The organism is Pseudoalteromonas sp. AS84 (assembly GCF_038900255.1).
In the GTDB taxonomy this organism is placed as follows: domain Bacteria; phylum Pseudomonadota; class Gammaproteobacteria; order Enterobacterales; family Alteromonadaceae; genus Pseudoalteromonas.
In genome coordinates, this window is record NZ_JBBMQY010000010.1 from 46216 (window position 1) to 59134 (window position 12919).

Below are 12919 nucleotides of genomic sequence, written 5' to 3' on the forward strand. Positions count from 1 at the left end.
TTATTTAAAACTAAGGGCTAGATTATAGCTCGCCTTCGTTTTCAGATAAGAACTTAGCAACGCCTTCAGGGCTTGCGTCCATACCTTTTTTACCTTCAGTCCAACCAGCAGGACATACTTCACCGTGCTCAGTGTGGAACGCTAACGCGTCAACCATGCGAAGCATTTCGTCGATGTTACGACCTAGTGGTAAATCGTTCACTACTTGGTGACGTACATTGCCTTCTTCGTCGATTAAGAATGAACCACGAAATGCAACACCCGCTTCTGGATGCTCAACGTCATACGCTTTACAAATTTCGTGTTTAACGTCTGCAACTAGTGCGTATTGAACTTTACCAATACCGCCGTCTGCAACAGCAGTGTTACGCCATGCGTTATGTGAGAATTGTGAATCGATAGAAACACCAATTACTTCTACGCCACGCTTTTGAAACTCTTCAAAACGCTTATCAAATGCAATCAGTTCAGAAGGACATACAAACGTGAAATCTAGTGGGTAAAAGAAGATAACTGCTTTTTTACCTTTAATGGTTTCATGAAGATTATAGCTATCTACAATTTCACCGTTACCAAGAACAGCTGCAGCGGTAAAGTCTGGTGCCTGGCGGCCTACTAATACACCCATTTTATTCTCCAAATATTTTGAGTTTGTTTTCAATTGCTTTCGCAATGCTGGTACTTATATGGGCGCTAAAAATTAAAAACCAATAGCGCATACATATAATTAATTGGAATTCTAAAGTTATTCACCGCAAAAGAACAATCGCATTTATCGATGTGAGCAATCGAAAATAACGAACACTTACAACTTGCACAAATTTGCCTGAATAGTATGTCTATTTTGAAATGTAAACTGCGTTGTAATTAGATAGAGCTTTGGACGTTACTAAAGAAGAGTCAGTACGTTAAATTGTTTAAAAAATCATATAATGTGGTATTAATTTTTACAGATACAAAAAAACCTGCAAATGCAGGTTTCTCGTTTAGATTTAATCCATTATATCTGAGGGCATATCGCCACGGATTTTTTGCCAAATCTCACCTGTTTGATGACCGTATTTACGCATCATCGAAATAGCACCATCGTGCTCTTTATTTTCTGCCAGAATTGTTAAATCTTTATAAAACTGACGAGCAAGTTCACGAGTTCCGGCATCAGAGAAATAATGACAACCAATCTTTGAATAAAAGCCCCTAAAACCGTTGAGTATTAATACATAAATACGGTTATTACCCGCAACGGCTAATTCGTGATGAACTTTATAATCGTAGTCAGCAAATGCCTGCGCAGTGTCTTCTAGCTCATGGCTTTGTGATAAAATTTCAATTACACGTTCAGGATTTAACTTAATTGCAGCACGTGTATAAATAGCACTAATATTAGTACGTGCAGATAAAAGCTGATCTGTCAGCTCTGGCATCTTGTCTTCATCTAAGCGCGCTAATGTTTCAAGAATATTTAAGCCTGACGTTTCCCAAAAGTTATTTACTTTTGTCGGTTTACCATGCTGAATTGTTAACCAACCATCACGTGCTAAACGCTGTAATACTTCTCTCAAGGTCGTTCTTGTAACACCAATTAACTCTGAAAGTTCTCGCTCGGCAGGTAGAATTGAACCTGGAGGGAAATCGCCGTTCCAAATAGATTCAACTATATATTCTTCAGCAAATCCTGCTGGGCTTTTCGCTTTAAAAATTCTCATCCAGTTCCCACTCGAATTAATCAACACTCATCGTTTTACACGAATAACTGACTGATTGTACCAGACGAAGCATAACTAACAAGTAAAGTCAGGTATATTAATAAGCAAATGAGTAGAAATTAAAGATTAATAAATAATAAAATTTATATTTTTATAATTTAGCTAAACTGCACAGTTCTACTGGTAATATTCATCGTAGGTACATTGTTATTTGTTATGTATTAATGAGGCCTAATAGATCATCATGTCGCCCCTATTGGGGCATTACCGAGTAGTCACTAATTTCATCTTAAAAAAAGTGACTTCGGTAGCTTTTTTCTCCTTTTTGTTGCTGCATACTTTATCCTGCGTCATAATCTAACGTCTTATTAAAACGCGGAATTTTTATGAACTGGCTTGCGCAATTACCCACCCAACGTACCCCATGGCTTTTATTTACAGCCATCGTTTTTTTACTGGAAGTGACCGCTCTTTTCTTTCAATACCAAATGGGGTTAGCGCCTTGCATAATGTGCATATACCAACGCACCGCTGTACTAGGCTTATTAGGTGCAGGAATTATAGGTTCGACTAAACCACAGAGCAAAACAGTTCGTATACTTGCGTATGTAGTTTGGGGGGTATCGAGTGTTTGGGGATATTTAATTGCTCGCGAACATATTGATATGCAAACCACCACAGATCCTTTTGCATTCAGCTGTGAGTTTGAGCCAAACTTCCCGTCATTTATGCCGTTACATGAATGGATACCTAGCTTTTTTCAAGCGACCGGGGATTGTGGAAATATAGATTGGCAATTTGTTGGTTTGAGCATGCCTGCTTGGATGGAAATTATATTTGGGGTTTTCTCACTAACACTATTTATTATAGTTATTGGCCGTTTATTAATTAAAAAGTCGATTTGATATGTTTACATTTTTTTCAAGCCAATTAGATGAGCTTAAACATCTAAAAGTACGCAAGCGTCAGGACGTAATAGCACTTTCGTTAAGTATGCTATCGCCAACAGATAAAGTTTTACTACGTATTATAAAATTATTGTTACTTAGCCCTTTATTTTTAATATTTACGGTATTTGAAGGCTGGATATTAATCCCTTTTTTGATACTTGGTGGGCTTTGCTATCCGCTACTAACAACACCTATTGAAATTAACTTTGCTAAAAAGCACTTAAGCGATGCGCTAAAACAACTTAATCAGGGCGTATAACGCCCTGATTATTCCTTACTCGCTTTAAAGTGATATTTTCCCTTCTAATTTGGCTAATAGTTTTTTACCAATTCCTTTAACTTGTGATAAATCACTGACGCTTTTAAATTCGCCGTTTTCCTCTCGGTAATCCACAATTGCCTGCGCTTTTTTCTTTCCTATGCCAGGTAGCTTAGCAAGCATCTCAGCATCTGCATTATTTATACTAATTGTCTCAACATGAGGCATTTGCTTAGTTACTTCCGATAATTGTGCATATACGGTAGTTGCAGGTAGTAGGCATAATAAGCTTATAATTAATAAATTTTTTAACGTTTTCATCAAACTTGTCCTTATTCTTCTTTTCTTAATTTTGAATGTTGCTCAGGAAAACTAAAAAATAAGGAACTGTAAAGCTCATCACTTAAAGTGTACCTAAACGCATTATCACTATGATCCGAAATCCTGAAAATGCAGCTGGTACAACAAAGTGATTGCTTAACTAAAGTAAAGTTACCGTTTTTTGTCAAATTTAAGACACCTAAAAATTAATACTTCGCGCTTGCAAATTTACGCCCAAACCATTACTGTACATAAAAACAGTAATCTAATGGTTTTTACAAACCACGGTGCCAAGCAATTTTGCAGGAGAAATCATGGCTGTTGTTGTTAAATATGTTGTAGAACGAAACGGAGTCGAGCGTATGACGTTTACTACCAAAAAAGAAGCTGATGCTTATGACAAGATGCTCGATATAGCAGAATCACTTGAGCTAATGCTAGAAAAGGTAGACGTACCGCTTAGTGAGCAACAAATTGAATCACTTGCTTTAGAAATAGCGAAAAGCAAAGATGACTTTATGACCATACTAAAGGGCGGTAAAGATCCAGTTGTTACCAAAGCGCCAGCAAAAAGTAAAAAGTCAGATAACGTTGCATCAATTGAAGATAACAACGATAAAAAAGCAAGTTAACTCGTAGATTGCCCTTTCCTCGGTCGGGACAAACTAAATAAAAAAGGGAGCAACTAAGTTGCTCCCTTTTTTATTATACCAATTCGCTTTATTAAGTGATCTATTTTGAGGGTGGAAAAACGTATTGATAGCCAGTCAAAAAATTCGCTATTTAGTTGTTCTAAATGATAATTTTCAACGCAGGTAGTGACACGTTTAGCCCCGCAAAATGATTAAGTATTATTGCGGATTGGTATTAATTTACTACCCATTCAAAAATGGGCAGTAATTACTATTTAAAGCTCTTTTTCTACTTCATCAAATAAAGCGGTAATGTTTTTCTCAGGCTCTTTTGTAACTAAGCTAACAACAACAATTGCGATGCTCGCTAAAATAAAGCCTGGTACTATTTCGTACATAAAGCTGCTTAAGCCTTCACCATTTATAGTAAATGGTCCATATATCCAAATTAGTACAGTAAACGCACCTACTAACATACCTGATAAGGCGCCAGCAAAATTCATACGTTTCCAATAAAGGCTAAACAATACAAGTGGTCCAAACGCAGCTCCAAAGCCAGCCCAGGCATTACTTACTAAATCTAATATAGAGCTATCTCTGTCGTAAGCCAAGTAAATAGCAAACATAGCAACTATGGCTACACTAATACGGCCAACAGCAACTAGTTCTTTATCGCTAGCATCTTTACGTAAGAATGTTTTATAGAAATCTTCTGTTAATGAGCTTGAACTAACAAGTAACTGTGAAGAAATTGTACTCATAATGGCAGCTAAAATTGCAGCTAATAAAAAGCCAGCAATAAGTGGGTGAAACAATAACTCAGAAAGAATTAAGAAAATCGTTTCAGGATCTTCAACTACAATATTATTCTCATAAGTATAAGCAGCACCAAATATACCAGTACCAACAGCACCAATGGCAGCAACAATCATCCATGTCATACCAATACGGCGTGCTTTAGGCATATCTTTAACACTACGTACTGACATAAAGCGAACAATGATATGTGGTTGGCCAAAATAACCTAAGCCCCAGGCCATTGCAGAAATAATACCTAATGCAGAGCCTGCACCAATCCAGTTAAGCATATCTGGGTTTACGCTATGCAGAGTTGACTCTAGGGGTTGTTCTAGTAAAGAGTATGCAACGGTAGGCACTAGAATAAGTGCAATGAACATAATACAACCTTGCACAAAGTCAGTTAAGCTAACCGCTAAAAAACCGCCAAACAAAGTATATAAAACAACTACACCTGTCGTAATGTATAAACCCATTTCATAACTTAGACCAAATGAGCTTTCAAACAGCTTGCCGCCGGCTACAACACCTGATGACGTATAAAGGGTAAAGAAGACGATAATTACTATAGCTGATACAACACGTAATAAGTTTGACTTATCATTGAAGCGATTTGAAAAGTAATCTGGGATTGTTATAGAGTCATTTGCTTTTTCAGTGTACACACGTAATCTTGGTGCAACCAACAGGTAATTTAACCAAGCACCAATTACCAAGCCAATTGCTATCCATGTACTACTAAAACCAGTAACAAACATCGCACCAGGTAGGCCCATTAAAATCCAGCCACTCATATCCGATGCACCCGCAGACAGTGCAGCAACGCTTGGAGATAGATTTCGTCCACCTAACATGTAACCAGATACATCGTCAGTAGATTGCTTATATGCATATAGTCCGATACCTAACATTACAACAAAATATAATGCTAGTGAAATAATCATTCCTGTTTCCAAATTAGCCTCCGCATAATTATTAATAACAGGCTCTTAATCCGAATATTGACTCTTAAAATATTATAATAAAGACACTATTAGGATAAAAACCATTCTCGCTGACTATATCATGCTTAATAATAAAATCTCCAACTTGTTGCCCCCAGCTGATACAAAAATACTCATGTTGAATAATTTTAAAGCTAATTGGTAAAATATAATAAATTAAATACAAGAAACCCCTTAATTTATAATGATAATTTATTAATCATGCAAATATACGTAATGCTATTTTGAATCTTTTGCCATATATTATTACAATACCTAATTACATCACTCTTACGGAACTGTTTATGTATTTTTACGCTGCACGTCAACCGATTTTAGACAGAGATAAAAAGCTCATCGGATATGAGCTTTTATTTCGTGATGGCGTTGATAACGTATTTCCCGATATAGATGGTGACGAAGCAACAACACGACTTATTGAGGGAAGCCAGTTTAATTTTGGTTTAGAAGATTTAACCGATAATAAACCTGCCTATATAAATTTCACCCTAGAAACGCTGTCAAAGGGTTATCCTACTCTGCTAGGTAAAGATACAATAGTTGTAGAAATACTTGAAACGATTCAGCCTGGTAAGCGTTTATTAGCTATTGTTAAAGATTTAAAAGATAAAGGTTACACTATTGCTCTTGATGATTATATTCATCAACCTGTATGGCGTCATTTTTACCCGTTCATTGATATCATTAAAATAGACTTTTTAACATGCGATATAGATACAATAAAAACGGTTCTTAACGATTTAAAACCACACTCGCATATTAAGTTACTTGCCGAAAAAGTTGAAACCTACGAAATTTACCAACAAGCTTTAGAGCTTGGGTTTGATTATTTCCAAGGGTTTTTCTTCTCAAAACCTGAAATGGTACAAAGTAAGGCTTTACCGCCTTCAGAAATGGCATTAGCTGAATTACTCTACGAAACATCAAACATTGATATGGATCTTAAAAAAATCACTGACGTGTTTGAACGTGATGTAAATCTGTCTTATAAGTTACTTAGGTATTCAAATTCTGCCGCATTTGCTCGCCGCGCTGAAATAAGTACCATTAAGCAAGCCCTTATAGTGCTTGGTGCCAATGAAATTAAAAAGCTATTGTCACTACTGTTTGCAGCACAAGTATCTGCAGATAAACCTGTAGAGCTAATTAGGCTATCGCTTACACGCGCTCGATTTGCTGAATTACTGGCTATATCCCACGGACAATTTAAAGACACTGGCATGGCGTTTTTAACCGGTATGATGTCTCTTATGGATGCAATTTTGGATGAGAGCATGGAAAGCGTCATGAAAAAACTTCCACTTTCTAATGATATAAAAGCAGCGCTATTAAACGACGAAGGCTTATTGGCAAAATACTTAAACTTAGTTAAGTATTATGAACAAGCAAATTGGTCTGCCGCAAACGAACTAACGAAAGAACTAAACCTAGGTGAAAAAGTTCCCGATGCCTATCATGAAGCACTAGCTTGGGTTAATGAACAAATGCAGTTAATAGTTAACGAAAAATAAATATCTAAACAGCAAACAATAACGCCAGCATTTAGCTGGCGTTTTTGTGAGTGGCTTTTCAATTATAAACTTTCTAAAAAGTCTTCATCAAAATCAGCTGGCTCTTCTTTAATTGGCGGGTTGCCGTCGTACAGTTCATAAATTTGACGCTGAAAGTAAATATCTTTTACAAATAAGTACGGATCAAGTGAATCATTTAATAACCCCTCTTGTGGGATTAATGATGCACGTGCCTCAACTGCTTTTAAAACAAACACTAGAATAGTTTGTGGAGTCGTTAGCGCAACTTCAGGTAATACAAAGTTGTCGACTACATCACCAGTCAGATTACGTGCTGTTGTAGGACCCATGCCTGGTAGCATTAAATAAGCGCCATCACCCACCCCCCATACACCCAACGTTTGTCCAAAGTCTTCATCTACAATTTCAAGGCCTAATGAGCTAGCAACATCAAAAATACCAAAAATACCAACTGTAGAGTTAACTAAAAATCGCGCTAAGCTCACACTTGCATTACCCGGCTTACCTTGCAAACCCGCATTAATCATATCGACAGGCGCTGTAATATTACCTGTAAAATTAACAATACCGTTTCTTACCGGTACAGGCGTTACTTCAACATAACCTACAGCAACGGGGCGCAATAAATAAGCATCCAATACATCCATATTAAAATCGTATAACGGACGATTAATACTTTGCAGCGGATCTCTGTCATCTACTTTGCTTTGTGGTACTTGAGCACAGCCGGCTAGTATCAATAAACATAAAAAAGTAAAACTGTGTTTTAACATCTAACGTCCTTAAGGTATTAATGTATCAATTTGAAGTTGGTAGTCACTTACACTTTCACGCTTTAACGACTGTGAATGACCTTCTAGCTCACCAGAGCTTGGCATAACAGAGTCATCTATAGAGATACGCGCTGAAATAATAATATTTTCTGCACTAGACAAGTTTAGCCCAGCAACCATTGCACTACTATCACTCAACTCAACTGTAATTGGAAATGAATATTTAGCGAGCTTAACAGCAGCTAGCGGCATTGGCGAACCACTTGCTGCTTTTGCAAATATAAACAAAATACCGTCTTTTGGCTGTTTATCTATAAGCTCTTTTGCAATGTCGACTGTAACTGCAATAGCACCCGTTGTATTAGTAACTGGCATAACAGAGCCTTCCGTTTGCATTTGCTGCTCAATATCACTAATACGCTCGGAAATCATGCTATAACGAGAATCATTTTTTTCCATACTGGCAAGTAAAACTTCAAATGCAGCTTTAGCTTGAGGCCAATCTTTACGTTCATAGGCAATAAGTGCTAATAACGAAATTGCATCTAAATTGGTAGGCTCAACTTTCAGTACTTTTGAGAGCATACCTGCCGCACGAGTCATATTAGCTTCGCTACCTTCTAGTAATAAAACTTGGCTATAACTAATAAGTACCTGCATATTATCAGGGTTCATACGTAGTGCTTTGTCAAATGACTGCTGCGCCATGTCAAATTCATTAAGCGACATAGCAACTCGCCCAAGTAGCATCCAAGCAACTTCATCATCGCCAGAACGACTAAGCTTAGTACGAAGCGCCAAAGCAAAAGCCTGCAGCTCATTTTGGCTAAGCGGCTCACCTTTTTGCATTACAGCCCGTTCACCATAATCAGCTAAATTATCCATTGCATCATGCCAAGCCGAAATTTGCTGCTGGCTACCCGTTAGACCATAAAAAACGCCTGTTAGAGCAAGAACAAAAGCACCACCAGTTAAAGCAAAAATACGATTATTACCTTTGCTGTTTAGTGATTTTTCTGGTGATAACTCATTCAATAAACGACGTTTTAATTCAACAATTGATTCTGCATGACTTACGCCATCAATACGCTGATTATCTAAATCAGTTTGTAAATCAACTAAACGCTGCTCATAAATGCTAATTAGCTCAGCATTGGCATTATGAGTAATTGTTTGAACGCGCTCTTTTTTTAAAAAAGGCAACATCACAAATCCAAGAGCAACCAGTGTGAGTAAAGCAAAACACGCCCACATTAATATCATTTAACTTTGCTCCTGACGTTTATTTTGTTCAATTAGCTTAGCTAACAGCATTTCGTCGTCGCTGCTCCACGTTTGTTTTACTGATGCTTTTCGCTGGCGAATAACAATAAAACCAAAGCCGACTATTACAATTAATACAGGTAATACCCAAAGTACTAAAGTAGCGGGTGTAACGGGTGGGTCGTAATGAACAAAATAACCAAAGCGGTCTATCATGTAATCAATCACTTCGTCTTTGCTCTTACCTTCTTTCACCAATACGAGTACTTTATCGCGTAAATCTTTAGCAACAACGGCGTCTGAATCAGCAATATTCTGATTTTGACATTTAGGGCAACGTAGCTCTTTAGTTAGCTCTTCAAATAGTATTGCTTGTTTATTGTTATCAAATTGATAGCGATCTTGCTCTGCAAACGCACCCATGCTCACAAAAAGACTAAGTGTAAGTAGAAACCACTTCATTATTTAAGCTCCTGCATAATTGGCGCAAATTTAGCTCGCCATACTCGCGGGTTTATATCACCTGTATGGTGCAGTAAAATAGTGCCGTTTTTATCAACTAAAAATGTCTCAGGCGCACCCGAGACACCTAAATCCAACGACAAAGTACGGTGTAAGTCTAAAATATTAAATTGATATGGGTCGCCCGCACGTTGTAGCATATCAGTCACCTCTGTACGAAGTGATTGCATATTAAATGGGCCATCAAAGTCAGCGTCGTAACCTTGTACGTAATAAAGCCCAATAATTTTAACGCCTTGCTCACGTAATTTAGTTAAATAGCCAAGTTCAACTAAACATGTCGGGCACCAAGTACCCCACACGTTTAATAAGTAAACTTCGCCTTTTAACGACTCGTTAGTCCACTCTTTATTGTCTTGCATCAAATCTGGTAAATTAAATGCGGGCATTTCTTGGCCTAACCGCCCCGTTTGAATTTCACGAGGGTTAGCAAAAAGTCCTTGGTATAAAAACACACAAACAAATGCAAATACTAAAAGCGGCGCGAGTGCTAAAATTTTACGGTTCATAAAACACTCTCCGGTGCATCTTTACGGGCTGTTTTAGCTGATGTACGGTAGCGTTTATCAAACAAAATCATGAAACCTGCAAATGACATAAGCACACCACCAATCCATATCCAGCGTACAAATGGTTTATGATAAATGCGAAGTGACCATGCATCACCACTTAACTGCTCACCTAACGCTAAATATAAATCACGTTTAAAACCGGCATCTATTGCTGCCTCAGTCATAAACTGCATACCTATATCATATTTACGTTTTTCAGCATGTAAGCGTGTTACCAGCTCATCGTTTTTAAGCACCGATACAACGCCCGCATGGCCGCTGTAGTTTGGTCCGCGAATAGTTTTAACACCATCAAAGCGATATTCATACTCATTAAGCTGTGCGGTTTCACCCGGTTTCATTGATACGTCACGCTCTACTGAATAAGCAGAGGTCAGTGTTACGCCCGCAATAATAAATGCAATACCAATATGCCCAAGCACCATCGCCCAGTAACTGACAGTAAAGCGTTTTAAACCTTCTTTTAATGTGCCGTGCACTGCGGCTTTGGTGTAAATATCAATCCCTGTTGATATTGCAATCCACACTGCAAGCGTTGTCGCTAATAATGTAAGAGGCTTTACTAAATCGTAACTTGAGAACAACCAAGCGCAGGTAATCACGACACTTGCTAATACACCCATTAATATTTTGTTTTGTAAGAAAGCCCATTTATTTTGCTTCCAACGTAAAAGTGGTCCTATTCCCATCAAAATAGCAAAAGGGACCAAAATTATTGCAAACATCTTATTAAAAAACGGTTCACCAATAGAAATACTACCCAGCCCCATTTCTTTATGAACCATTGGCAATAAAGTGCCTAACATAACAATTAATGTAGCAACGACTAAAAATATATTATTGAGCCATAACGCAACTTCGCGTGATACGAGCTTATATCGACCTTCACTGTGCACTTGTGATACACGCATTGCATATAATGCCAAGCCACCACCTACAACTACGCCTAAAAAGGCGAGTATAAATAAGCCTCTATCTGGGTCAGTCGCAAAAGCATGTACCGATACAATAATACCCGAACGTACAATAAACGTACCCAGCAAGCTTAAAGAGAATGCTGCAATCGCGAGTAACACTGTCCATGATTTAAATATACCGCGCTTTTCTGTCACACTTAATGAATGCAGTAATGCAGTTGCAACAAGCCAAGGCATAAGCGCTGCATTCTCTACAGGATCCCAAAACCACCAGCCGCCCCAGCCTAGTTCTGAATACGCCCACCAGCTACCAATAGTAAGACCTAAACCTAAGAATCCCCATGCTGTCATCGTCCACGGGCGTGACCATTTAGCCCATGTATTATCAAGTTTACCGGTTAATAATGCAGCTATAGCAAAAGAGAAAGCAACCGAAAGCCCTACATAACCCATGTACAGTAATGGTGGATGAATAATCATTCCAGGATCTTGAAGCAGCGGATTCAAATCTCGCCCTTCTACTGGAAAATAAGGAAGTAGACGCTCAAATGGGCTTGAAAGCAGCAAGGTGTACATCATAAAACCTACACCTAAAAAGCCAAGCACACCCAGTACGCGAGCACGTAGTACCCAAGGTAATGATTTAGAACGCGCTGCAACAGCAGCAGTCCAACCCGCCTGCATAACTAGCCATAATAAAATAGCACCTTCATGACCGCCCCACGTAGAGGTGATTTTATAGTACCAAGGCAGCGTACTACTTGAATGATACGCTACGTAAGATACGGTAAAGTCGTCAGTTAAACTCGCATAAATAAGGGCAGCAAAAGAGATTAGTACAAAGGCAAACTGTCCTATTGCTAAAGATGGAGCCGCACGCATTAATCGAAGATTACCGGTATGCGCGCCCCAAAGAGGAAAAATACACAGTAAAACGCTTAGCACCATGGCAAGCGTTAAAGAAAAATAACCAATTTCTGGGATCATAGCTAATTACCACTATCTAAGTTGTATTTTGGTTTTTCGTGTTTAATACCTTTAACTGCCTCTGCAACTTCTGCTGGCATGTATTCTTCGTCATGCTTTGCAAGTACTTCAAATGCTTCAATAACATTTGGTTCTATTAACATACCTTGCGCTACAATGCCTTGCCCCTCACGAAACAAGTCTGGCAATATGCCTTGATAACGCACGGTCACTAATGGACCTGTATCAATTAACTTAAAGCTTACTTGCAAGCTTTGTTCATTTCGCTCAACTGTACCAGGTACAACCATACCGCCAATACGTAACTTTTGGCCTATGTGTGGTTTTTCTTTGTTAGGACCTTTACCATCAATAAGCTCGCTTGGCGTATAAAATAAGTTTATATTTTCTTGAAGTGCATAAAGCACTAAACCAATCGATCCACCAATACCAAACAGTACGGCAATAATTACCAATAGGCGCTTTTTACGTCTTGGATTCATGATACTTGTTCCTGTTTAGCTTTTTTAATTCGCGCTTCACGTACTATTTGTTGCTCTACTGAAGCCATAATACGTTTAGTATCTCTCAAAGAGTTCACTAAAATACCAAGTAAAATAAGTGCGCATGTACCAAAAGAAAGCCATACATAAAACCCATAGCCTCCCATTGCAATAAAATCAGAAAAAGAGTCAAACTGCATA

The 12919-nt window shown here is 38.1% G+C and carries 15 protein-coding genes; 4 read left to right on the forward strand and 11 right to left on the reverse strand.

What is annotated here, in order from left to right:
• Positions 1–22 precede the first annotated feature (22 nt).
• Both WNY79_RS11895 and fadR read right to left on the reverse strand, forming a co-directional pair.
• Positions 23–628, reverse strand: a complete 606-nt coding sequence (locus tag WNY79_RS11895; RefSeq protein ID WP_007378637.1) for a peroxiredoxin C — start codon at positions 626–628, stop codon at positions 23–25.
• 364 nt (positions 629–992) lie between these two features.
• Positions 993–1706, reverse strand: coding sequence for a fatty acid metabolism transcriptional regulator FadR (fadR, locus tag WNY79_RS11900; RefSeq protein WP_004335692.1), 714 nt, complete (start codon positions 1704–1706; stop codon positions 993–995).
• A gap of 386 nt (positions 1707–2092) precedes the next feature.
• Between fadR and dsbB the strand changes: the two genes are divergently transcribed.
• Together dsbB and WNY79_RS11910 are read left to right on the forward strand one after the other, a co-directional pair.
• The gene (gene dsbB / locus WNY79_RS11905; protein WP_342875946.1) at positions 2093–2611 is read left to right on the forward strand and encodes a disulfide bond formation protein DsbB; all 519 of its coding nucleotides are present in this window, start codon (positions 2093–2095) and stop codon (positions 2609–2611) included.
• Between the two features lies 1 nt (position 2612).
• Positions 2613–2915, forward strand: coding sequence for a DUF6170 family protein (locus WNY79_RS11910; protein WP_076923493.1), 303 nt, complete (start codon positions 2613–2615; stop codon positions 2913–2915).
• A gap of 24 nt (positions 2916–2939) precedes the next feature.
• Here the strand turns inward: WNY79_RS11910 and WNY79_RS11915 are convergent, their stop codons facing one another.
• Positions 2940–3236 carry a helix-hairpin-helix domain-containing protein gene (locus WNY79_RS11915; RefSeq protein ID WP_024599184.1) on the reverse strand — a complete coding sequence of 99 codons (297 nt, stop codon included), beginning with the start codon at positions 3234–3236 and terminating at the stop codon, positions 2940–2942.
• Between the two features lie 314 nt (positions 3237–3550).
• Between WNY79_RS11915 and WNY79_RS11920 the strand changes: the two genes are divergently transcribed.
• Positions 3551–3868 carry a YebG family protein gene (locus WNY79_RS11920; RefSeq protein WP_007584105.1) on the forward strand — a complete coding sequence of 106 codons (318 nt, stop codon included), beginning with the start codon at positions 3551–3553 and terminating at the stop codon, positions 3866–3868.
• Between the two features lie 275 nt (positions 3869–4143).
• Here the strand turns inward: WNY79_RS11920 and putP are convergent, their stop codons facing one another.
• Positions 4144–5622 carry a sodium/proline symporter PutP gene (putP, locus tag WNY79_RS11925; RefSeq protein WP_076923495.1) on the reverse strand — a complete coding sequence of 493 codons (1479 nt, stop codon included), beginning with the start codon at positions 5620–5622 and terminating at the stop codon, positions 4144–4146.
• Between the two features lie 332 nt (positions 5623–5954).
• Between putP and WNY79_RS11930 the strand changes: the two genes are divergently transcribed.
• Complete coding sequence (locus WNY79_RS11930) at positions 5955–7181, forward strand: HDOD domain-containing protein (protein WP_170071849.1); 1227 nt, start codon at positions 5955–5957, stop codon at positions 7179–7181.
• A 62-nt stretch (positions 7182–7243) separates the two neighbouring features.
• Here WNY79_RS11930 and WNY79_RS11935 read toward each other — a convergent pair whose 3' ends face one another.
• From WNY79_RS11935 to ccmD, 7 genes are read right to left on the reverse strand one after another with little or no spacing between them, the layout of a single operon-like run.
• Complete coding sequence (locus WNY79_RS11935; RefSeq protein ID WP_007585858.1) at positions 7244–7975, reverse strand: VacJ family lipoprotein; 732 nt, start codon at positions 7973–7975, stop codon at positions 7244–7246.
• 9 nt (positions 7976–7984) lie between these two features.
• Positions 7985–9238: a c-type cytochrome biogenesis protein CcmI gene (ccmI, locus tag WNY79_RS11940; protein ID WP_342875947.1), complete on the reverse strand. Its 1254-nt coding sequence runs from the start codon at positions 9236–9238 to the stop codon at positions 7985–7987.
• Entirely contained in the window at positions 9239–9700 is a 462-nt protein-coding gene (locus WNY79_RS11945) for a cytochrome c-type biogenesis protein (RefSeq protein WP_024599189.1), read from the reverse strand.
• Entirely contained in the window at positions 9700–10269 is a 570-nt protein-coding gene (locus tag WNY79_RS11950) for a redoxin family protein (protein WP_024599190.1), read from the reverse strand. Before WNY79_RS11950 ends, WNY79_RS11945 begins: the two co-directional genes overlap by 1 nt.
• The gene (locus WNY79_RS11955) at positions 10266–12236 is read right to left on the reverse strand and encodes a heme lyase CcmF/NrfE family subunit (protein ID WP_076923497.1); all 1971 of its coding nucleotides are present in this window, start codon (positions 12234–12236) and stop codon (positions 10266–10268) included. Before WNY79_RS11955 ends, WNY79_RS11950 begins: the two co-directional genes overlap by 4 nt.
• 2 nt (positions 12237–12238) lie before the next feature.
• Positions 12239–12718 carry a cytochrome c maturation protein CcmE gene (gene ccmE, locus WNY79_RS11960; protein WP_170071848.1) on the reverse strand — a complete coding sequence of 160 codons (480 nt, stop codon included), beginning with the start codon at positions 12716–12718 and terminating at the stop codon, positions 12239–12241.
• Positions 12715–12918: a heme exporter protein CcmD gene (ccmD, locus tag WNY79_RS11965; RefSeq protein WP_024599193.1), complete on the reverse strand. Its 204-nt coding sequence runs from the start codon at positions 12916–12918 to the stop codon at positions 12715–12717. The genes ccmE and ccmD overlap by 4 nt, the downstream gene beginning before the upstream one ends.
• Position 12919: the final 1 nt, after the last annotated feature.